The organism is Defluviitalea raffinosedens (genome assembly GCF_016908775.1).
Taxonomy (GTDB): Bacteria; Bacillota; Clostridia; order Lachnospirales; family Defluviitaleaceae; genus Defluviitalea; species Defluviitalea raffinosedens.
The window spans coordinates 34,721-56,899 of sequence record NZ_JAFBEP010000007.1 but is presented as its reverse complement, the minus strand read 5'-3'; the positions used below and the strand labels follow the sequence as shown (position 1 = coordinate 56,899).

17 protein-coding genes are annotated in these 22,179 nt (G+C 34.9%); 9 read left to right on the top strand and 8 right to left on the bottom strand.

Annotated features, from left to right (window positions below):
* Positions 1–145: 145 nt before the first annotated feature.
* The 5 genes from JOD07_RS07195 (at position 146) to JOD07_RS07175 (ending at position 4,797) form a co-directional block, all read left to right on the top strand.
* Positions 146–781 carry a biliverdin-producing heme oxygenase gene (locus JOD07_RS07195; RefSeq protein WP_204613062.1) on the top strand — a complete coding sequence of 212 codons (636 nt, stop codon included), beginning with the start codon at positions 146–148 and terminating at the stop codon, positions 779–781.
* 410 nt (positions 782–1,191) lie between these two features.
* Positions 1,192–2,283: an ABC transporter permease gene (locus JOD07_RS07190; RefSeq protein ID WP_204613060.1), complete on the top strand. Its 1,092-nt coding sequence runs from the start codon at positions 1,192–1,194 to the stop codon at positions 2,281–2,283.
* Positions 2,283–2,972: an ABC transporter ATP-binding protein gene (locus tag JOD07_RS07185; protein WP_204613058.1), complete on the top strand. Its 690-nt coding sequence runs from the start codon at positions 2,283–2,285 to the stop codon at positions 2,970–2,972. The genes JOD07_RS07190 and JOD07_RS07185 overlap by 1 nt, the downstream gene beginning before the upstream one ends.
* An 18-nt stretch (positions 2,973–2,990) precedes the next feature.
* Positions 2,991–3,695 carry a response regulator transcription factor gene (locus JOD07_RS07180; protein ID WP_204613056.1) on the top strand — a complete coding sequence of 235 codons (705 nt, stop codon included), beginning with the start codon at positions 2,991–2,993 and terminating at the stop codon, positions 3,693–3,695.
* A complete protein-coding gene (locus tag JOD07_RS07175) occupies positions 3,679–4,797 on the top strand; it encodes a sensor histidine kinase (RefSeq protein ID WP_204613054.1) in 1,119 nt (372 codons plus the stop codon). The genes JOD07_RS07180 and JOD07_RS07175 overlap by 17 nt, the downstream gene beginning before the upstream one ends.
* Positions 4,798–4,915: 118 nt before the next feature.
* On the opposite strand, the gene JOD07_RS07170 is transcribed toward JOD07_RS07175, so the two are convergent.
* The 4 genes from JOD07_RS07170 to JOD07_RS07155 all read right to left on the bottom strand — a co-directional run bounded on the left by JOD07_RS07170 (position 4,916) and on the right by JOD07_RS07155 (position 10,279).
* Positions 4,916–6,652: a methyl-accepting chemotaxis protein gene (locus JOD07_RS07170; RefSeq protein WP_204613052.1), complete on the bottom strand. Its 1,737-nt coding sequence runs from the start codon at positions 6,650–6,652 to the stop codon at positions 4,916–4,918.
* Between the two features lie 477 nt (positions 6,653–7,129).
* A complete protein-coding gene (mutT, locus tag JOD07_RS07165; protein ID WP_158739990.1) occupies positions 7,130–7,531 on the bottom strand; it encodes an 8-oxo-dGTP diphosphatase MutT in 402 nt (133 codons plus the stop codon).
* A gap of 30 nt (positions 7,532–7,561) precedes the next feature.
* Entirely contained in the window at positions 7,562–8,332 is a 771-nt protein-coding gene (locus JOD07_RS07160) for an EFR1 family ferrodoxin (RefSeq protein ID WP_204613050.1), read from the bottom strand.
* Between the two features lie 294 nt (positions 8,333–8,626).
* The gene (locus JOD07_RS07155; protein ID WP_158739988.1) at positions 8,627–10,279 is read right to left on the bottom strand and encodes an EAL domain-containing protein; all 1,653 of its coding nucleotides are present in this window, start codon (positions 10,277–10,279) and stop codon (positions 8,627–8,629) included.
* A gap of 380 nt (positions 10,280–10,659) precedes the next feature.
* On the opposite strand from JOD07_RS07155, the gene JOD07_RS07150 reads away from it, so the two are divergent.
* A complete protein-coding gene (locus tag JOD07_RS07150; RefSeq protein ID WP_158739987.1) occupies positions 10,660–12,660 on the top strand; it encodes a methyl-accepting chemotaxis protein in 2,001 nt (666 codons plus the stop codon).
* Between the two features lie 388 nt (positions 12,661–13,048).
* Positions 13,049–15,049: a methyl-accepting chemotaxis protein gene (locus tag JOD07_RS07145; RefSeq protein WP_204613048.1), complete on the top strand. Its 2,001-nt coding sequence runs from the start codon at positions 13,049–13,051 to the stop codon at positions 15,047–15,049.
* 168 nt (positions 15,050–15,217) lie between these two features.
* Here the strand turns inward: JOD07_RS07145 and JOD07_RS07140 are convergent, their stop codons facing one another.
* Positions 15,218–15,478, bottom strand: coding sequence for a TfoX/Sxy family protein (locus JOD07_RS07140; RefSeq protein ID WP_204613046.1), 261 nt, complete (start codon positions 15,476–15,478; stop codon positions 15,218–15,220).
* Between the two features lie 58 nt (positions 15,479–15,536).
* Entirely contained in the window at positions 15,537–15,929 is a 393-nt protein-coding gene (locus tag JOD07_RS07135; protein WP_204613044.1) for a pyridoxamine 5'-phosphate oxidase family protein, read from the bottom strand.
* A gap of 354 nt (positions 15,930–16,283) precedes the next feature.
* Between JOD07_RS07135 and JOD07_RS07130 the strand changes: the two genes are divergently transcribed.
* Both JOD07_RS07130 and bioB read left to right on the top strand, forming a co-directional pair.
* Complete coding sequence (locus JOD07_RS07130) at positions 16,284–18,191, top strand: methyl-accepting chemotaxis protein (RefSeq protein WP_204613042.1); 1,908 nt, start codon at positions 16,284–16,286, stop codon at positions 18,189–18,191.
* 242 nt (positions 18,192–18,433) lie between these two features.
* Positions 18,434–19,405, top strand: coding sequence for a biotin synthase BioB (gene bioB / locus JOD07_RS07125; protein WP_204613040.1), 972 nt, complete (start codon positions 18,434–18,436; stop codon positions 19,403–19,405).
* A 196-nt stretch (positions 19,406–19,601) separates the two neighbouring features.
* Here bioB and JOD07_RS07120 read toward each other — a convergent pair whose 3' ends face one another.
* Positions 19,602–20,315: an HAD family hydrolase gene (locus tag JOD07_RS07120; RefSeq protein WP_158739982.1), complete on the bottom strand. Its 714-nt coding sequence runs from the start codon at positions 20,313–20,315 to the stop codon at positions 19,602–19,604.
* Between the two features lie 61 nt (positions 20,316–20,376).
* Positions 20,377–22,107: a glycoside hydrolase family 13 protein gene (locus JOD07_RS07115; protein ID WP_204613038.1), complete on the bottom strand. Its 1,731-nt coding sequence runs from the start codon at positions 22,105–22,107 to the stop codon at positions 20,377–20,379.
* Positions 22,108–22,179 lie beyond the last annotated feature (72 nt).

The window sequence follows — 22,179 nt, the reverse complement described above, 5'->3', positions numbered from 1 at the left end:
ACCGCGTGTCTGCTCATTTTACTGCTAAAAATATGCGTATAAAAACTCTGATCGAGCAATATAATACTTTTATTGAGACAAAGCTTATCTAATGATAAAGGCGAACAACCAAAGACAATAAGTATATACTTTGAGGTGAAAACAGATGGATTTTACAGAAAAGATAAAAAGCAATACCAAAGCATTGCATTTAGCATCTGAAAAAAGTGGGTTTATTAACCGATTGATTGAAGGTAACGCAAGCAAAGAAGGATATATAGAATATATATTTAACTTGCATGCTATGTATCAGGCTATAGAAGGCAGTCTTGATAAACATTCAGATCATGAAAGTATTAAACTTTTTGCTACAAAAGAATTGTATAGGGCCGAATTAATAAAAAAGGACTTAGAAATTCTGGCTGGCGAAAAACTTTCTGAAATGAAATTGCTGCCTTCTACAGAAGCATGCATAGCGAGAATACAAGAAATAGATAAAGAACACCCAGAGCTGATCGCAGCTTATGCTTATGTCAGATTCATTGCGGATTTATTTGGAGGAAAGATATTCCCGGATATACTAACCAAAAACTATGATATACCTGCAAGTGCACTAAATTATTATATACAGCCAGACATTGGAAATATCAGAGATTACGTCATGGAATACCACAAAAAATTTGAGAAATTGAATTTATCTGAGTACATGCAAAACTTATTTGCTATAGAAATAAGCAATGTTTATATTTATAATATAGGCATTTTAATTGAGCTGGATGCAAAACTATATGCTTCTGATTAAACACACTGCAGTATTACGAAAAAATCATTCTCTCAATAAGAATAATCTTACGAACAAGCCTGACTTCTTTGTTCCAGAGAACAAAGAAGTCAGGCTTCAATTATTTATTAAGATCCCACCATAGAATCATTTTTTACATTAAGCGACAATAATTTTTCCACAGATTTTGTGGTTTAATCAAGATCCAGCATAAACTAAGGATTTTTCATTTTGGTCATATTCAGGTCACATTTCTGTTTTATATTATGTATGTCGATGATCATTACAGCTGTAATATTGATATCTTAATACGATTAGCAGTGAAAAAACAAAAATTTTTAAAAGCATATAACAACTGATATTTGAAAAATAGCATGAATATATCTCAGATGAATGATAATGATAAATTATATAATGAAAGAGGTTAAATTATGAAATTAGCATGGAAAGAAATAAAGCATAGTATGTCAAAATATGTATTAATAGAAATTCTCCTTGTTTTGATGATCTTTATGGTTGTATTTTTATCAGGTTTGGCAAACGGGCTTGGTTGGGCGATTAGTGCATCTATTGAAAAAAGAGAGGCTGAGTACTTCGTAATAAGCAAAGATGCTGAAAAATTAATCTCCATATCCAATATAGACACAAAGGCACTGGAACAAGTGGCGTCTCAAACCAATGACAATGTAACACATTTAAATATTAAGAGATCCAATATTAATACCTTAGAAGATGAAGCAAAGTTGGATATTACCTATTTTGTTATTGATTCAGAGAGCTTTCTTTCTCCAGAAATAACAGAGGGAGAGGGGTTATCAAATTTCGGGGCAGAATATCCTCTTGTATTGGATGATTCCTTTAAAGAACAAAATATAGAAATTGGAGATGTGTTGGAGGATTCTGTAACAGGCCTTGCTTTAAGGGTAGTAGGCTTTACACAGGATGAAATTTACGGACACTCTCCAGTAGGTTTTATTGGGACTGATACATTTACAGCCCTCAACCAAAAAGTAAATTCTTCTTATACTGAACAGTATAATGCGATCGCAGTACAGGGAACGGATATTGAAAATATTGATATAGAAGGTCTGGAAGTGATTGACAAAGAAACAGTCATTAATAATCTTCCAGGATACTCTGCCGAACAGTTAACGATCAAAATGATTCTTTGGGTGCTGGTGGTCATCTCTTCAGCAGTATTAGGAGTATTTTTCTACGTAATTACCATACAGAAGCAAAAACAATTTGGTGTCCTTAAAGCAATAGGAATGAAAATGTCAGAACTTACAAGATATATTATGAGTCAGGTTCTCATTCTTTCTGTGATAGGCGTAGTCATTGGCAATCTTTTAGCCATTGGCATGGCATCTATGCTTCCAGGCAGCATGCCTTTTGATCTTGTAATATCAACAGTGATGATTATATCTATTGTTTTTATCGTAATCTCTTTACTCACCAGTTTAGTATCCATAAGGAAAGTTGCAAAAGTTGATCCAATAGTGATAATAGGAGGTAATGAATAATGAAAAATGAATATGCATTGCAATTGAATAATATATCAAAGTCATATCGGGATGGTGAACAGCAAAATAACATTTTAAATAATGTTTCCCTGGAAGTAAAGCCAGGTCAATTTATTGCCATTGTTGGCCCTTCCGGCTCAGGTAAAAGCACATTTTTGTCCATAGCCGGTGCTCTGCTCTCACCTACAGACGGCAGTGTTATAGTCGGAGGACAAAAACTTCTAAAAAAACAAAACAAGAAATTGGTTAAGATTCGCAGAGAAAAAATAGGATTTATCTTTCAGAACCATCACTTACTTCCTTTCCTGACCGCAAAAGAACAGCTTACATTTGTAATGGATATGAATAAAAAGAATGGTAGGTCTAAAATGAATGCAGATGAGATGTTGGATGATCTTGGATTATCAGGATGTGCAAATAAATATCCCTCCAAAATGTCCGGTGGTGAAAAACAACGGGTAGCAATCGCAAGAGCATTTATGAATAATCCAGATGTCATTCTGGCCGATGAGCCTACAGCCAGCCTGGATGGAAAAAGAGGCAGACAGGTAGTGGAATTAATTAAAAAGGAAGTAAAAAAACACAATAAGGCTGCCATCATGGTAACCCATGATGAAAGAGTATTGGACCTTGTTGATGTTGTATATCGATTAGAAAATGCTACTCTAAAAAGAGTAGTCAACCAATAAAAGAAAGCAGGGATTCGCATGTTCTCCATTCTTGTTGTTGAAGATGATCAAATACTAAATAAAATGATATGTGCAAAGCTACAGCAGGAGTCTTACCTTGTGTTTTCAGCATTTGATGGAGAACAGGCTTTAGCCATACTGGACAAGGAACATATCGATTTAATTATTAGTGATATTATGATGCCAAACATGGATGGATATCAATTAGTCAGAGAGCTTCGTGATGCAGCATATACCATACCTGTTCTGATGATCACGGCGAAGAGTCAAATTGATGATATGGAAAAAGGATTTCGTGCCGGAACGGATGATTATATGATTAAGCCAATCAGTATGAGAGAATTGGCGCTTCGGGTGAAGGCATTATTAAGAAGAGCTCAAATTGCAAACGAAAAAAAGTTAGTAGTTGGCAATACCCTATTGGACTATAATTCACTGACCGTTAAGGTGAATAATGAAATCTACGAGATGCCTCCAAAAGAATTCTATCTGCTCTTTAAGCTTTTGAGCAATCCAAATAAGATATTCACAAGACAAGAATTAATGGATGAGATCTGGGGGATGGATACAAATGTGGATGACCGTACGATTGATTCGCATATTAAAAAGTTACGAAGAAAATTTGAACACTCTGCTGACTTTGAGATCATAACAATTCGTGGATTAGGATATAAAGCAAAGATACCGGAAAGGATTGACAGATCCAATGTCAAAAAAAATTAGAAAGAAGAAAATGTCTCTCCGTTTTAAACTTGCTTTGGGTTCTATTATCATCCTTTGTATTTCCTGTGTTATTGCTTATGTGATCGTATATGTAGGGTTTTCTTATTTTTATCATGGTCCAATTACCAGTAGAGTTGCTCTACTCCTGGCTCTTTTAACTTGTGCCATAGCTATGCTCTTAGGTGGTGTGGCACTTTGGCATTCCGCATCTTATGTAACAAACCCCATAGTTGAAATCAGTAAAGGGGTCCAAAAAGTAGCTGATGGCGACTTTACAGTGCAATTAACTCTGAATAATAATCATAGAAAAACTCCGTCTGATTCGTATGCCGATGAGATTACAACAATGGCAAAGAACTTTAATAAAATGACACGAGAGTTAAATGGAATGGATTATATGAGAAAAGATTTTATGAGTAATGTATCCCATGAAATTAAGACCCCCGTTGCAGCAATTTTAGGCTTCTCAGAAATACTGTTGGATGGAAACCTAAGTGAGCAGGAGCAAAAGGAATATCTCTCTTATATCTACCAGGAATCACAAAGGCTCGCTCGTATAAGTGAAAATATGCTTCATATGTCAAGACTCGATCATCAAGATATCGTGGAAATGAATGATGAAGTGGAAGTTGACGAACAAATACGGCGCTGCATTATCTCTCTGGGAGAAAAGTGGCCAGATAAAGATATTCATTATGAACTTCAACTTGAAAAATGTCGTATCATAAGTAATTATGATCTGCTCTTTCAATTGTGGACAAATCTGATAGATAATGCCATAAAATATTCAGGACAAAAGTGTACAATCTGGATTTCAACTCAAATTGCAGACAACTCCCTTCTCTTTTCAATCAAAGACGAAGGAATCGGAATATCAAAGGAAAAACTGAGTAAAATATATGATAAGTTCTATCAAGGTGATGAATCACACAAAAAACAAGGCAATGGACTCGGTCTGTCCATAGTAAAAAGGATTGTAGAATTACTTGGCGGCACTATTGTATGTGAAAGTGAACTGGGAGCAGGAACGACTATGACGGTTAAATTACCCATCGAGTTAAAAAATAAATCAACAAAGATTGTCTCTATATATCCAATATAATATACCAAAAAAGACATGTAATATCCGAAAAGGATATAACATGTCTTTTATTGCATTATTCTATCTCTATAATCTTCAAATAGTTTACTAGTTTTCTTTGTAATTTTCACTCATCCTATTATACTTTAAATCTGGCTACTATTGCACTTAAGCCTTCAGCCATTTCTGCCTGGGTTTGGGCTGTCTTGGCTGCTTCTTCCAGAGCTTTAGTGGATTCAATTGAACTGCTGCTGATCTCCTGGGCAGATGCAGTGGCTTCTTCTACCATCGCTGATACTCCCTCAATGGATTTTCCAATTTCATTAATATAATCAGAAATCTGAGAAGCTGTCACAGCAAATTCGTTGGTTAACTCTTTTACAAAGCGAGCATCTTCAGCATATTGCTCTCCGGTTTTTTCTAATATATCGTAATCAGATGTAACCTTTTCATCGATAAATTTTAATATTTCCTGGGCATTGGCAGTAAGCTTCTCAACTACACCATTTACCTGACCTATTACCTGTTGAATTTCTCCTGCTGTATTTGCCGAGTGCTCTGCCAGTTTACGCACTTCTTCAGCGACCACTGCAAAACCTCGTCCATGCTCCCCTGCACGGGCTGCTTCAATTGCAGCATTTAATGCCAGAAGATTGGTTTGATCGGCTATTTGAGAAATGATATCTGCCATTTTAGTGATTTCCTCAACAACCACCACTTCTTTAATAGCTGATTTTATTTCTTTCTGTTTGAGATTGTAAATCTCAATGGCAGTTTGCTTGGAAAAGCGAGCCGAGTCTTTCATTTCTTCTGCTCTCTTTTTAATTTCCTCAACTTTTTCTTCCCCACTGAACACTTCTTTTTCCAGCATTTTAGCCTTATTGGTAATTTCCAATCCGCTTTTGGCAACTTCATCTATGGAAATACTGATTTCTTCCATACCTGCAGCAACTTGCTGAATAGAAGTAGAGATTCCTTCCCCTTGGGCAGTAACTTCTTCTACAGTAGCAGAGAGTTCCTGACTTAATGCATTGGTTTCTTCCGCTGAATCAGATACTTCTTTTAACATCGTGCGAATTTTTACATTCATTGAAGCAAAGGCATTAGCCAATATTCCCATTTCATCTTTTCGGTTCTGGATGTTTTCTGGTACACTGCAGGTAAAATCGCCTTCAGCCATAAAATTTGCATGCTCTGCCAGAATTCTAATCGGTTTTGCAACCATCCTCGTTAAAAATACGACCCAGATCAAACTTACCACAAAGGCAATGATCAATAGCAACGCAGCTGTATTTTTGGAACTGTTAAATTTCTGTTTATCAGCATTTATTAGAACTGTTGCAGTTTGATTGTTCAAATTCTTCATTTGAGCCAAAATCCCTGTAATTTCACCACGCAAATCCCGAGCTTCTTGATCATTAATATCGATAGCTCGTTTGAAATTGCCTCCTTTTGCAGCATTAATTATTTCTTCCTTAACAGAAGCATAATGATCATTCAAGTCTTTCAACTTTTCTAAAAGTTCTTTTTCTTCTGGGGTAAGATTTTTTTCTCCATAAGAATTGATTAAAACACTGTTGGCAGTCATTAATGTATTCAAATCTTTCTCAGCGGCTGCCATTATAGAAGTATCTTGCATCACTACTGTTTCATATAAAATCTTCTGCATTTCTGTTGCTGCTTTTTCCTGGTTAAGTTGCAGCTCACTAAGCAACGTGTTAGCAAGAAAACTGTCATTATAAAAAGTCTCAAAACTGTGTTCTAGATCATAAGCAGTGTACAGCCCGTTAATACCCACTATAAGTGTAATGGTTAACATTACAGCGAAAGACATTATGAGCTTCGTTCTGGTTTTGAGATTTCTGATAAATCTCATCTGTTCATCTCCTTATAATTAATTTCAAGATCTTTTTTCCGTCAGCCTTCATAAAATACCTTCATTATATTGGCTTTGGTTATCATAGTTCTAAATTATAATTCATCTTCTATTTTTTGACAATATTTTTCCTTCATTTTAAATTTTAAAATATAATTAGACCTTTGTTCCATTTTTTATGCATTATTTTCTAAATCTCTTTATTATGTATACATATCTTAGATCAAAAAGTATAAATCAATCATCTGATCTGACGAAAGATAAAAAAAGCTCTTGATAGGGTCGTAGTAACATATCAAGAACTATAAATCAACTACCAGAAAAACATGAAGTTTCTCTAAATTACTTAGCAGTTATGCCAAGTTTTTACCTGATTTTTTTCAAAGTATAAGCAAGCAGATCGACATTGAGCATTGGGAAATAAGAAAGGCTTCTAAATGAAAAAATCATTAAAGAAGCCTTTTAAATCGAGAATCCTTAATTTTTGCCTGCATATTCCTCCATCACTTTTTTAATGATTGGAACATCTGCCGGCAGGAAATCGTATTTTAATAAATCCTTTACGTCTGCCCATTTATACGCATCATGAACAGAAATATGGATTTCTCCACCAATTATTCTACAATAATATGTCATCAGATGAACGATCAGATTCCCGTAATCATAAGTTATCTCTGCACAAAACCGGTCAACCAAAACATCTATATTAAGTTCTTCTTTGATTTCCCTGACAAGACAATCTTCCGGCATTTCATTGGGTTCAATTTTCCCACCGGGAAATTCCCATCTGCCAGCAAAATTTTCTTTTGGAGCACGTCTTGTGATTAAAATTTTATCATCATGAATAATGATTCCTGCTGCAACTTGAATGGTTTTCACTGTATTACACCTCTTTAGCATTTTAACTCACTATTTTTTGATCTTAACATAATCTTTCAGAAGATATCGCATTTTACCCTGCGTGAGATTGCCATATTCTATTGCTTTTTTAGGACATTTCGAAATGCATGCCATACAATGGGTGCAGCTTTCTCCCCACTCTGGCTTTTTGCTAATAACTTCAATATTATTTAAAGGACAAACCTTTTCGCATATTCCACAACCTACACATTCCTCCGTAGAGTAAAAATCCTTTGCAATGAGCTTATATTTTGTCCAAATTGGTGCAAAAGGAGCAATAATTAAGGTTTCAAAAAGCCACACATGGCGACTTTTAAGCTTTCTTTCATTCTTGATCGCTTCAACGACTGGATTTATTTTTTTATTAGCTTTTGAAATCTTTGAATAAATAACTTCTTCATCATCCATCGCATACCTATTATTTGCAACATAATTCCTTGGCATTACAAATTCTGAACAACCCAAAAATCTTAAATTCTTTTTAAGCGAAAATAGCTTTGCCTGAACCTTAGCACTACCACAATAACCCCCACTTGTAAAAATAAAGTATACTTTATTATTTCCATTAAAATTAATGGATTTTAAATATTTCATCAGAAACAAAGGCATCTCGCAAACGTAGATCGGAGCACAAATGACATACGTCTTTTCTGAATACAAAGACGACTTGTCATTCGTCCTGATTCGGTCAAACAAATCTATGCATTCATCGCCTAGTCCTTCAGCAATCAATCGTGCGATATATTCCGTATTTCCTGTACCTGAAAAATATAATACCATTTTTTAGCCTCCACTTCTAGCTTTCCCCTTATCAGATCCTATACATCCTTATTGAATCAAAAGCGAAAATTATAAGATAAGATTTTATAACTTCCACTGTTTTCATTATACATCAGTTAACATAAATTAAAAAGCGTCTAAAAATCAAAAGAGTTTTGCCCTCAAAATTCTCGCGCCAAGCCCGGCCGGCAAAGTCAACAAAATACATCACCCGCAAGTTTCATCCTAGCCGGAGGGCTTTTTATCGTATAGGAAATTCAGAGGAATTTCCTATACAATAAAAATAGAGCGCTGCTATGCGCTCTTATGAGTTGCTTTATTAAACTCTATATAAAATGTTTCTAATTCTTCTGGTAACAGAGGCTTGCTATAATAATATCCCTGTACTTCATCGCATTTTAAATCTTTTAGGATGTTTAGCTGCTCCTTTGTCTCAACCCCTTCGGCAATAACAGTTTTACCCATTGAATGAGCATATTCTATAAAATGCTTAATCAATTCCACAATTTCGAATTTATGAATCCGCTCAATAAAATATTTATCGATTTTCAATTTATCGAAAGGTATTTCACTTACGCTCATGAGAGAATTATAACCCGTTCCAAAGTCATCAATAGATATGTTGTAACCTTTTTCTTTTATAAAATTCATTTTTTTAATGAGTCTATTGTCGTCATAGGCTATGTCTCTTTCTGTTATTTCAATTTCTAAATCAGAATGATCAATATTTTTGCTGGCGACCACTTCCTTAACCCATGCAGTAAAGCCATCATCAGTCAACTCGTTTACAGATGCATTCACAGCACATTTTAAATTCATTCCTTTACTTTTCCATATCTCCATCTGAGTTGTTACATGATCAAATACAAATTTAGAAATCTTATTAATAAATCCAATCTCTTCTGCAATGGGAATAAAGACATTGGGCCCAATGAATTCATTTCCGTTTCTTTTCCATCTTACCAATGCTTCTACGCCTGAAATTTTATTGGTCTGAATATCGATTTTAGGCTGATATACTAAAAAGAGTTCATTTCTTTGGATAGACTCAAGCATCGATCCGGTAATACTATGGATTACTCTCCTTTTATTTTCTAATCCCACATCATAATAGTAAATACCTGATTCTTTATCATCTCCTTGTTCATAAGCAATCCGGGCTTTATTGTATATCTCGATAGGTGTACTCTCTTCACCCTGATAGACATAAATTCCTACTTTAAACGATACTCTGATCTTATGTTCATTGATTGAAATAGGAAAATCAAAATAATACCCCAGGATATTTTTAATCTTTTCTTCATAGTTTATTGCACAATTCCCACAGGCTAATATAATCAACTCATCTTTTTCATGGGAATAAACAGCTTTTCGTCCACAGTTCTGCATAAGTTTCTTTGCCAGATTATTGACTATTTCAAAAACCAATTTGTTATCAACATACTTTTCAATTTCATGCAAATTCGTTAACTTAATTGAAATCAGTTTAAAGTGTTCTCCTGTTTTCATGTTGTTCTCGATATCATAAAAAAGCTTCTTTGCATTTGGAAGATCATAAAAAGGACTTTTTAAGTTCCTTTCTTGCTTCTCTTCATTTAATGAATGGATTTTTTCAGTCATATTTCCTGTCAGAAAACCGATCAACGAGAATATAAACATTCGAAAAATCCAATTTATAGGGTCTTGCATAACACCCTCAGCAACATCAAGAGGCATTAAAGGACCTGCCAGTAAGCCACAGACTGCTCCTGTAATCAATCCAGCTAAATCTCCCCAAAATAGCGCGGACAGAATGATTGGAAGATACATTAAATGCAGAAAGACCTTTTTTGTTCCGCCTGTTATATAGACCAAATATAAAATAGCGATAATCAGAATGCTAATGAGCAGCACAGGCATTATATGAAACCGGCAGTTTTTATCCCTGCGTACGATTTTTGAGTTCATGCATTCTTTCTCCTTTCATCACTATGTGCTGTGCATATCATTACTTAATTTCTATTAATATTCCTTTTATTACATTCATCTTCTGATTTCTTCCTCAACCTTATTTTTTATTTTTCTATATTATAAGCCCGTAAAAAAACAATATCAATAATTAATTGAAAATTGTTCTCACTTTCCTTTGGTAATCTGCAATTTTCAGCAAGTCAAAATTCAACTCTTAAAATATTGCGTATTATTCAAAAAAAATCGCGAAATTTATTGAAAAAAGTAGAATGCTTATTATATAATATGCATTATCGAATAAAAGTTGAATTGCTATGCTGTTTAGTAGCTTAAACTTTTTTGCTATAAGATCAAAGATTTTAGAAAGGACGATTGATATGAAGTTTAAAAGCATTTCAAAACAAATCACTTTACTCTTCGGAATGTTAATGTTTGTAATCTGTGCAAGTTTAGGAATCAGCGCTTATTTTAGTGCTCACAATGCCCTAAAAGCAAATATTGATGAAAATCTTTTAGAAATAGCCAGGGCTGATGCCAAAATTATATCTGGGAAAGTAGATAGTCAGCTCAATGCTTTGGAAGCATTGGCAAATAGTCCATGGATCAAAAGTAAAGACTTAACAACAAAGGAAAAACTGGACCTTCTTAAAGGTGAACTGGAACGCAGTGGATACTTGGACATTTTGATTGCTGATCCCAACGGCAATGCACTTTCTGCTTTCGGAAACAGTTTTAATATTCGTGAAAGAGAATTTTTTATTAAAGCATTATCGGGAGAACGTGCTGTTTCTGACCCCATGGTGAGTAAAACAGATGGCAGCCTTATTGTAGTCTTTGGGGTTCCAATCAAGGAAGGTAATACGGTAATAGGAGTACTGGCAGCAAATCGGGATGGCAATGAATTAACCAATTTTGCGGCTGAAATGCAGTATGGCAGCCAGGAAGTCTTTATGATTAACAATAAAAGTACTATGATCTCAAACAAAGATCAGAGTCTTGTCCTAGAAATGTTCAATATTTTTGAACAATATGAATCCACCCCCGAATTGGAAGGATTATATAAGCTTGCTAAGAAAATGACTGAAAGGCAAATGGGTGTAGGCGAGTATACTTTTTTTGGAGTAACTAAATATATGGGATATTCTCCAATTGAAGGAACCAACTGGTCATTAGGCGTAACAGCTCCAAAATCAGTCATTATGGCCAAAGTAACTGATTTGAATAAGACAATGGTCACCTTATCTGCTGTTTTCATACTGATTGGAATAGCTTTAACGCTACTTATTGCTCGTAATATATCCCGCCCAATCAAAGAAACTACTGAATATCTTAATTTAATAGCTACTGGGGACTTTACAGGCAATATCTCCGAAAAACTCTTATCCAGACGGGATGAATTAGGCAGTTTAGCTGATTCCCTCGCTAAAATGCAGAATTCCATGCGAGAAATGATGAAAGCAGTTCTCGATGAATCTTCTATTGTCAGTGGAATGTTGGCTACCATTAACGATCACATGTACACTTTAAACGAGAGCATTGAAGAAATTTCCGCCACAGCAGAAGAATTGTCCGCAGGAACAGAAGAAACAACCGCTTCCGCTGAAGAAATGAATGCCACTTCTTTAGAATTAGAAAAAGCTGTCGAATCCATTGCTTTAAAAGCCCAGGAAGGTGTAACCACTGTCAGCAAAGTAAACTCAATAAGTGAAAATATAAAAATGGTGGCAATCAATTCTAAACAGGAAGCTCTGGATATATACAGTAAATCAAAGACCAATTTGCAAACTGCAATTGAACAAGCTAAAGCTGTAGAGCAAATTCATGAACTGTCCAATACCATTCTAGAGATTACAGCCAAAACCAATTTACTCTCTTTGAACGCAGCCATTGAAGCTGCCAGAGCTGGCGAATCAGGAAAAGGGTTTGCCGTGGTTGCAGATGAAATCAGAAAACTGGCTGAAGAATCTAAAACTTCTGTATCCCGCATTCAGGAAGTGACCATAGAAGTTCTATCAGTTGTTAATGCTCTTTCCTCAAGTTCAATGGAAATTATGGATTTTATTGATCAAAAAGTACTGGGAGATTATGAGAGCTTGGTACAAACCAGTGAACGTTATAATGATCTTTCTAAAGTTATTAATGACATCGTAACAGAATTTAGTTCAACCTCAGAAGAACTTTTGGCATCCATACATAACATGGTTCATGCGATCACTCAGATCAGTTCCTCTGCTAGTGAGGAAGCAATAGGAATAACAAACATTGCTGAAAAAGCCGAAAATATTGTAAATATGACTGAAAATGTCGTAAATTTGGCAAACTCATCAAATGAAAAATCAAAATCTCTGGTAAATATCGTAAAGCAATTTAAGATTTAGATTATATCTACTTTCTGCCGCTAAAATCAAAAGATTTTAGCGGCAAATTTTTTGCGTATAAAACTTCACTATCCATAAGCAATAAAGCAAATTTCTGTTTTTTGAACCTTTCTAATATTACTTTACAGATAATTCTCTCGAAACAGTAATTTTAAAACTTGCCCATTTTTCAAAAAGTTTAACAAACTTTATTGGAAAAATTATATTTTTGTTGTATAATATTACTATCATATATATAGAATTTGTTACAAAAAATAGGGGGGATTTTTTTTTAAATTTCATCGAAAACGTTTCCGTTTTTTATTCCACCGGCAAGATTCATGCCAATAAAATAAAGTTTATATTCCTTTTTTAGGTAGGACTTAAAAATAAGAAGGGGGAACTTAAAATGAAATTTAAAAGTATTACTCATCAAATAACTTTACTGTTCGGTGTATTAATGTTTTTAATCTGTGTGGGTCTAGGGATTGCCGCTTATTTAGACGCTCATGATGCGCTCATAGCGAGCATTGATGAGAATCTTTTAGAAATAGCCCGGGCCGATGCCAAGATTATTTCTGAAAAAATAAAGATTGATCTCAATGCTCTGGAAGCGCTGGCAAACAGTCCATGGATCAAAAGTAAGGACCTGACAACTAAAGAAAAATTGAACCTTCTTAAGGATGAAGTAGAACGCAGTGGATTTAAAGATATTTCAATTGCTTTTACCAATGGCATTGCCCTTTCCACATCTGAAAACAGCCTCGATCTTCGTGAAGGAGACTATTTTAATAAAATATTACTGGGAGAAAGTATCGTTTCAGATCCCATAGTCCATCCGACAGACAACTCTATTTCCGTAATTTTTGCAGTTCCTATCAAAGAAGATAATATCGTGACAGGAGGACTGATCGCAAGGCAAGACGGTAATACGTTAAGCAATTATACTGCTGAAATGCAGTACGGCGCCCAAAAAGTTTTTATGATTAATGATAAAAGTACCGTCATCGCACATCCAGACCAAAATCTTGTCCTAAAAATGTACAATATTTTTGATGATTATCAAACCAATCCTGAAGTAGAAAAACTATATAATCTTGCAAAGAAAATGACCGAGGGAGAAAGAGGATTGGGAGAATATATTTTTGGTGGAATCACTGAATACATGGCTTTTCATCCCGTAGAAGGAACCAACTGGTCTTTAGCCGTAACCGCACCCAAATCAGTAATCATGGCTAAGGTAACTGATTTGACCGTGATGATCATCATAGTCTCTGCTATTTTCATAGTAATGGGAATAGGGATCACAATACTGATTGCCCGCAGTATTACTCAGCCAATCAAAGAAACCACCAAATATCTTAATGTTATAGCTACCGGAGACTTCACAGGAAATATATCTAAAAAAATATTATCAAAGAAAGATGAAATAGGCAGTTTGGCTAATTCACTTAATAAAATGCAGCATTCTATCCGAACAATGATGCAAGCAGTAGTAAATGAATCTTCTGTTGTCAGTGAGATGCTAGCCGGCATTAATAATAATATGTTTGCTCTAAATAAAAGTATTGAAGAGATCTCTTCCACTACAGAAGCATTGTCCGCAGGAACAGAAGAAACTGCCGCTTCCACTGAAGAAATGAATGCCACTTCCCTGGAAGTAGAAAAAGCCATCGAATCCATAGCTTCAAAAGCCCAAGAAGGTGCAGCTACTGCCAATAAAGTAAGCTTAATGAGTGAAGAAATGAAAAATAACGCAATTTCTTCCAAACAAGAAGCTCTGGATCTGTACAGTAAGACAAAAAACCATTTGCAGAATGCAATAGAACGGGCTAAAGCTGTTGAGCAAATCAATGAACTTTCCAATACGATATTGGAGATTACAGCAAAAACCAATTTACTCTCTTTAAATGCAGCCATAGAAGCAGCCAGAGCTGGTGAATCCGGAAAAGGTTTTGCCGTAGTTGCAGATGAAATAAGAAAGTTAGCTGAAGAATCTAAAACTTCCGTATCCCGCATTCAGGAAGTAACCAATGAAGTTCTGTCTGTAGTTAATGCTCTTTCTTCCAGTTCTATGGATGTTATGAACTTTATTGACCAGAAAGTACTGAATGATTATGAAGGTCTGGTGCAAACCAGTGAACGCTATAATGAACTTTCTATGGTCATTAACGATATCGCAACAGAATTCAGTGCAACTTCAGAAGAGCTTTTGGCTTCCATGCATAACATGGTTCATGCCATTACTCAAATCAGCTCCTCTGTCAATGAAGAAGCAATGGGAATATCAAATATTGCTGCAAAGGCAGAAGAGATTGTAAATATGTCTAAAAAGGTCGTAGATTTAGCAAATACGTCCAATGAAAAATCAGGATCCCTAGTAAATATAGTTAAACAATTTAAAATTTAGAGCATACTAATTTTCTGCCGCTAAGATCAAAAGATTTTAGTGGCAATTATTTTTTTGCATACATAATAACATTTCATAAGTATATTATTATGAAAAAAATAAATGCTGTTATACATGAATGAATCACATATCTCCAGCATTTATTATGAATTAAAATATTTTATCTTATTATTCACCCTTATGTTTGTGATAAAATTCTTTAAGAGATTTCTTTGTTTCGCTGTCCAAGTTATGCCATCGTATACCCTGAATTGCACCTTCCAGCGCTGAAAGCCGCATAAGGCAAGCAGACGGATCACGATGAAGAATCCGTAACCATGCTTCACGGCTGCCCACACTTTTTAACTCTTCCGCTGTGGCAATACCAACATCTAAGAGCTGCTGTTCCAGCTTAACTCCAATGTTAGGTAATTTGGATAAATCTCCCATTGCTTAATTCACCTTTCTCCCTGTACATGAATGAAGAATTCCAACATGGTATTTTCTATTAGAATTTAATTACCTTTGGTTCTTCAGTAAATGAATAGAAAGTAGCTATCGCATCTTCAAAGTAAAGGACCTCTGTATTATCGTCCTCTGCTGAGTACATTGCTTTAAGTTCCGGGTAATTGTCAAGCATATGCTTTTTAGCTTCTACTCTGTCATCTCTAATTAATTTGCCAGCTACTCTAAGCCATTTTCCATCAGCAAAAGCACAGAGTTCTACTTTTGGATTGGCCTGGATCTGTTTAGATACCTCTTTAATTTTGCCTGTCTGGATATAAAGTTTCCCTTCAAAAATATCCACTGTACCAAATGGTCTAACCCTTGGCTGATCTCCTTCAACTGTAGCCAAATAATATGTACCGCAATTCTTTAAAAATTCATAAACTTCCTTCATTTTCTTCTCCTCCTATTTACTATAAAATATGCTTAAATTTTGACGTACAACATCGAATTTTTTTCATATAATCCACAATTTTTATTGGACAACTTCTCTTTTTATTATATAATATACAACATCACACAAAAAAGTTGAATAGCTATTTTGAAAATTTCAAAGGAAACGGGTCTAGGGTTAAGAACATCTACAGGGAATTATCCACTAAAATTCCATTGAAAATACTGCCATCTACTATTATGTCAGCAGGATTCATACTAGTTAACTTAATTAAAACTGTTGAATCCCTTTTTCTTAATAGGTTCAGCACTTTTGTGGTACAAGACCAAAAATAAGAAAGAGGGAGATGAATTGATGAAATTTCAAAGTATTACTAAGCAAATAACTTTGTTGTTTGGAACGTTAATGTTTGTAGTCTGTACTGGCCTAGGGATTTCTGCTTACTTAAATGCTAATGATGCACTAAAAACAACCATTGATGAAAATCTTTTAGAAATAGCCCGAGCCGATGCCAAAATTATTTCCGAGAAAGTAACCGCTCAACTCAATGCATTGGAAACAATTGCAAATAGTCCATGGATCAAAAGCAAAGACTTGACAACTAAAGAAAAATTAGATCTTCTTCAAGATGAAATAAACCGCAGCGGATATAAAGACATTGTGATTGCTGATACAAGCGGTATTTCATTCATCACCTCCGGGAATAGTATAGATATTCATGAACGGGAGTTCTTTATTAAAGCTTTAGCTGGAGAAAGTACTGTTTCAGATCCCATAGTCAGCAAGACCGATGGCAGCATTATTGTAGTCTTTGGAGTTCCAATCAAAGAAGATAATACTGTGATAGGCGTACTGCTTGCAAATCGTGACGGCAATGAATTAAGTAATTTTATTGCTGAAATGCAATATAGTAATCAAGAAGTCTTTATGATTAACAATAATAGTACTGTTGTAGCACATAAGGATCATAATCTTGTTATGGAAATGTACAATATTTTTAATGACTATGAAACTAATCCCGAGTTAGAAGGGCTATATAAACTTGCAAAGAATATGACTGAAGGACTAATCGGTGTAGGCGAATATACATTCAATGAAATGACCAAATATATGGGATATTATCCTGTGGAAGGAACTAACTGGTCTTTAGCTGTAACAGCACCAAAATCAGTGGTCTTAACCAAGATAGCTGATTTGACTCAGTCTATGATGATAGTATCTGTTGTTTTCATATTGATTGGTATAGTTTTAACGATATTGATTGCAGGCAATATTACTCAGCCGATCAAGAAAATCACTCAATATCTTAATGTTATATCTACCGGGGACTTTACTGGAGATATCCCCCAAAAAATCTTAGAAAAAAAGGATGAAATAGGTAGTTTGGCTAATTCGCTTGATAAGATGCAAAACTCTATGCGATCAATGATGAAAGCAGTTGCTGATGAATCTTCTATTATTAGTGAAATGTTAACTACTGTTAATAATAACATGTATACCTTGAATCAAAGTATTGAAGAGATTTCCTCCACTACAGAAGAATTATCCGCAGGAACAGAAGAAACTGCCGCTTCAAGTGAAGAGATGAATGCCACCTCCCTGGAAGTAGAAAAGGCCATTGAATCCATCGCCTCAAAAGCCCAGGAAGGTGCAGCTACTGTCAGCAAAGTCAACTTGATAAGCGAAAAAATAAAAATGTCAGCAATCTCTTCTAAACAAGAAGCTTTGGATCTGTACAGCAAATCAAAAACCAACTTGCAAAGTGCCATTGAACAAACTAAAGCTGTTGAGCAAATTCATGAACTGTCCAACACCATATTAGATATTACAACCAAGACCAATCTGCTCTCCTTGAATGCAGCCATTGAAGCAGCAAGAGCTGGTGAATCCGGTAAAGGTTTCGCCGTAGTTGCAGATGAAATAAGAAAGTTAGCTGAAGAATCTAAAACTTCAGTATCCCGCATTCAGGAAGTAACTCATCAAGTACTGACAATAGTAAATACTCTTTCTTCAAGCTCTATGGAAATTATGGACTTCATTGACCAGAAAGTACTGAATGATTATGAAGACCTGGTACAAACCAGTGAACGTTACAACGATCTTTCAAAAGTCATTAACGATATTGTTACCGAATTCAGTTCAACTTCGGAGGAACTTTTAGCATCCATACATAACATGGTTCATGCCATCACCCAAATCAGTACATCTGCCAATGAAAAATCAAATTCTCTGGTGAATATCGTAAAGCAATTTAAAATTTAAACCACATAAAACTGTCTCTAAAATCATTTGACTTTAGCGGCAGTTTTTCACTTTCCTAAATATTGCCTCCCATATTCAAAATCATGTAAAAAAACATTTTCGTTTTATTGTCAACTTGTTTTCGTTGTTTAGTTGACAATGTTTTAAAGATAATATATATTTAATATACGTTAAAGATTTTTTGAATTTACACAAGTCGTCTATGAATCAAAATTATACTGTTACTGCTATGGAGGGAAACTATGAAAATAGATGTAAAAAATTTAGCGAAAGAAATTATTAATGGCAGACGTTTAAAAAGAGGTGAAGATTTCAGTTTCTTTTTAGAAGCTGATTCGGAAGAATTATTTGAAGGTGCAAATATGATTCGTGAGGCATTATGCGGTAACAAAGCAGATCTTTGCAGTATTATTAACGGTCGAAGTGGTCGTTGCAGCGAAAACTGCAAATTCTGCGCTCAGTCTTCTCATCATAAAACAGGAATTAAGGAATATGAATTTTTAGATCCGGATGTAATCCTTGAAGACTGTAAAAAACACCAGGAAAAAGGCGTACACCGCTACTCTATTGTAACATCAGGAAGAACTTTAAGTGACAAGGATTTTGAAAAAGCTCTTCTATCCTATCAAAAAATGAAAGCTGAATGCGAAATTGAACTTTGTGCATCCCACGGGTTATTAACAAAAGATCAACTTATTCGTTTAAAAGAAGCAGGTGTTTCAATGTATCATGCAAACATCGAAACATCTAAACGATATTTCCCCAATATATGTACAACCCATACCTACGAAGACAAAATCAATGAAATTAAACTTGCCAAAGAAGCAGGGCTAAAAGTTTGTTCCGGGGGGATTATAGGAATGGGAGAAACCTGGGAAGACCGAATAGATATGGCCATCAGCCTAGCGGAGTTGGAGATAGAATCAATTCCGATCAATGCACTTATACCCATTGAAAATACATGTTATGAGAATTTAAAGCCTCTTTCTGAAGATGAAATACTAAGAACCATAGCAATCTTTCGTTACATTAATCCCACAGCATATATCCGAATGGCGGCAGGAAGATGTTATTTTAAAGATGGTGGGAAAAAGGTATTTCTGTCCGGTGCCAACGCCACCATCACAGGAGATTTATTAACAACTGTGGGAAGTAATATTGCCCAGGACCTAGAAATGCTGACTTCCTTAGGTTTTGACCTATCAGTTATTTAATCATACTTTTAAAGATTTTACTTTAATTTTTAATATAAAAACTATTATACTGCCAATTAAAATAGATGATTTTTTTCTAAAAGATTCCCCATCAAAAATCCTCCTCAAAAAGCGTTCACCTTATATTTTATCTTAAAAATAATATAAGTAAAATAATATAAGTGAACGCTTTTACAAAAACTCTTAAATTCCAAACTCAATTTCTGCTAAATGATAAAACTTTACTCAAATTCCCATCCCAAATCTGATATGTGCTGTCCACTTCCGTAACCTCTCTGGACTGATTGCTGTGAACATAAATGCAATCAAGCCCCACTCTTTTTGAGCCTTCAACATCAGCAAAATGATCATTACCTATAAAAACACTTTTGGATATATCAATTTGCTGCTCATTAATCAAGTACTGGAAAAAAGCAGGATCAGGCTTGCAGATTCCTATATCAGAAGAACTGTATAATCCATCAAAATAATCATAGATCCCCAGATACTTTAATTCTGGAACAGTGAAACTACGTTGGCCATTAGAAAGCATATATATTTTCTTTCCTTTAGCCTTTAAATTTTCAAGCAAGTCTCTCACTCCGGCATAAAGCTTAATATAATTTACTGACAGACATCTGAAAAGCTTTGTGGTTTCTGCAATAAGTACTTTACTGCAATCTACTCCCTTGTCATTATAAAGCTTTTTAAAAACGAGTCTGATATCTATATCCGGATATTTTGTCTTAGTATTGTTAACCAGCCCTTCTTCCACTTCTTTCAAATATGCCCTTTTAAGTTCTTTAGGTTTATAGGCAGCTCCATTATAACCATAAAACAAAGCAAGTTTTTCCCATAGTCTCCGCTTTTCCTCATTGGTATTGATATCTACCAAAGTACCATACAAATCAAAAATGTAATTTTCGTACATTCCCCTCCACCCCAATGATTATGATCATATTGTTAATTCATTAATCTGTCACTTTTAATCTTTATTTCACCACCTTTAAAATTCTGTATTCCATTGCTTTTAAAGCAAGTTCTTTATTTAAAGATACTGGCTCTTCAGATATAAGGTCTATTGTCTTCTTTTTAAAGAGCTTATTCACAACATAGTCTTCTTCATTATTATTGATAGCAATGATCATGGAATTCTCACCATCATTTCTTTCAAATACTATAACATTATCCTCTAAATAAAGAGGTTTATAATCCCCGTAAATCAATTCCTTATTTTCCTTTCTGATTGCAATGAGCTTTTTATAGAGTTGAAGAAGATCTTTGTTTTGCTCATCTTCATTCCAAATCATACAAGCTCTGTTGAAAGGATCATGTCCACCGGTCATACCTACTTCATCCCCATAATATATGTAGGGAACTCCCTCAAAGCAAAACTGAAAAACCATAGCCAACTTCATTCTGTCTACTTTTCCGTCGCATTCATATAAGAACCTTGCCGTATCATGGCTTCCAAAGAGATTCCACAATTGCCTTGTGATGCTGCGCATATAATTTACCCTGTTCATGGTTACCAGATTGTTAAATTCTTTCTCGTCTATTTTTCTCTTCGCAAAGAAATCTACTAAAGCCCATTTGAAAGGATAGTTCATAATACTATCCAGTTGATCGCCGCTTAGGAAACTAACGGCTTCATGCTGTATTTCTCCAACGATCACCACATCTTTATTGACTGATTTTATTGTCTTTCTAAATGCCCTCCAGAATTCATGATCCACTTCATCACAAACGTCCAGACGCCATCCGTCTATGCCAACTTCTTTTACCCAATACTCACCGACCTTCAAGAAATATTCCTTTACATCCGGGTTAGCGGTATTTAATTTTGGCATGACACTGACATCATTAGCAAACGTATAGTAGTTAACCTTCTCAGTACTTACAGGATACCCTTCCAGGAAATACCAATCCTTATATTTAGATTTTTCCTGATTCTCCAATAAATCTTTGAAGGCAAAAAAATCATCTCCAGAATGGTTAAATACTGCATCAAAAATAATTTTTATCCCTCTTTCATGGCACTTTTTAACCAGTTCCTTCACCAGTTCTACAGTACCAAAATGGGGATCGATATCATAATAATCTGCCGTATTATATTTGTGGTTTGATGTAGACTTAAATATTGGAGTCAGATAAATCAGATCTATTCCCAAATCCTGAAGATAATCCAGCTTATCTATTATTCCCTGAATATCTCCCCCAAACATGGATTCAGTCGTAACAGGTTCACCCCATGCCAAGATGTTTTCCGGATCATTGCTTTGATCTCCGTTGCAAAATCTATCAGGGAATATCTGATAGACTACTGCTTCCTGCATCCATTTACATTCCTCATAAACATCTGCCTCTCCAATATAAGCATATTGAAAACCTGGGATCTCTGGACCTTCTATAAGTTCTTCCTGAAGTCCTCTTTCATCCAGATATAATTGATTTCCTTCCCGATCAATGAACTCAAAATAATATCTGTATCTGTTCTTTTCTATTTGCACATCTGCTTCATAAAAATCAAAGAGATCCGTTTGTGCAAAAAGTTTCATCGTTTTTTCTTTAAAAGGATTTTGCCAGTCATATCTGCATTTATAATGTACCTTTACCTCTCTCATATCATTTTTTGCTGTTCGAACTCTGAGACTTAGTGTATCCTTATCTTTTGCATAAGCATAAGGAGCGGTAGTAATGTGAAATATCGCGTGTTTATTCATATCGTTTCCCTCTCCATGAAATTTATAATTCGTATCTTTCAAAAGTATTATATCAAAGCCATCTTAGAACAT

Excerpts from the sequence above, each read along its gene's own strand:
- JOD07_RS07115 (WP_204613038.1), bottom strand. The coding sequence starts at position 22,107 with ATGAATAAACACGCGATATTTCACATTACTACCGCTCCTTATGCTTAT.
- bioB (WP_204613040.1), top strand. The coding sequence starts at position 18,434 with ATGAAAATAGATGTAAAAAATTTAGCGAAAGAAATTATTAATGGCAGA.
- JOD07_RS07130 (WP_204613042.1), top strand. The coding sequence starts at position 16,284 with ATGAAATTTCAAAGTATTACTAAGCAAATAACTTTGTTGTTTGGAACG.
- JOD07_RS07145 (WP_204613048.1), top strand. The coding sequence starts at position 13,049 with ATGAAATTTAAAAGTATTACTCATCAAATAACTTTACTGTTCGGTGTA.
- JOD07_RS07120 (WP_158739982.1), bottom strand. The coding sequence starts at position 20,315 with ATGTACGAAAATTACATTTTTGATTTGTATGGTACTTTGGTAGATATC.
- JOD07_RS07175 (WP_204613054.1), top strand. The coding sequence starts at position 3,679 with ATGTCAAAAAAAATTAGAAAGAAGAAAATGTCTCTCCGTTTTAAACTT.
- JOD07_RS07135 (WP_204613044.1), bottom strand. The coding sequence starts at position 15,929 with ATGAAGGAAGTTTATGAATTTTTAAAGAATTGCGGTACATATTATTTG.
- JOD07_RS07155 (WP_158739988.1), bottom strand. The coding sequence starts at position 10,279 with ATGAACTCAAAAATCGTACGCAGGGATAAAAACTGCCGGTTTCATATA.
- JOD07_RS07190 (WP_204613060.1), top strand. The coding sequence starts at position 1,192 with ATGAAATTAGCATGGAAAGAAATAAAGCATAGTATGTCAAAATATGTA.
- JOD07_RS07160 (WP_204613050.1), bottom strand. The coding sequence starts at position 8,332 with ATGGTATTATATTTTTCAGGTACAGGAAATACGGAATATATCGCACGA.
- JOD07_RS07195 (WP_204613062.1), top strand. The coding sequence starts at position 146 with ATGGATTTTACAGAAAAGATAAAAAGCAATACCAAAGCATTGCATTTA.
- JOD07_RS07170 (WP_204613052.1), bottom strand. The coding sequence starts at position 6,652 with ATGAGATTTATCAGAAATCTCAAAACCAGAACGAAGCTCATAATGTCT.
- JOD07_RS07185 (WP_204613058.1), top strand. The coding sequence starts at position 2,283 with ATGAAAAATGAATATGCATTGCAATTGAATAATATATCAAAGTCATAT.
- JOD07_RS07180 (WP_204613056.1), top strand. The coding sequence starts at position 2,991 with ATGTTCTCCATTCTTGTTGTTGAAGATGATCAAATACTAAATAAAATG.
- JOD07_RS07140 (WP_204613046.1), bottom strand. The coding sequence starts at position 15,478 with ATGGGAGATTTATCCAAATTACCTAACATTGGAGTTAAGCTGGAACAG.
- JOD07_RS07150 (WP_158739987.1), top strand. The coding sequence starts at position 10,660 with ATGAAGTTTAAAAGCATTTCAAAACAAATCACTTTACTCTTCGGAATG.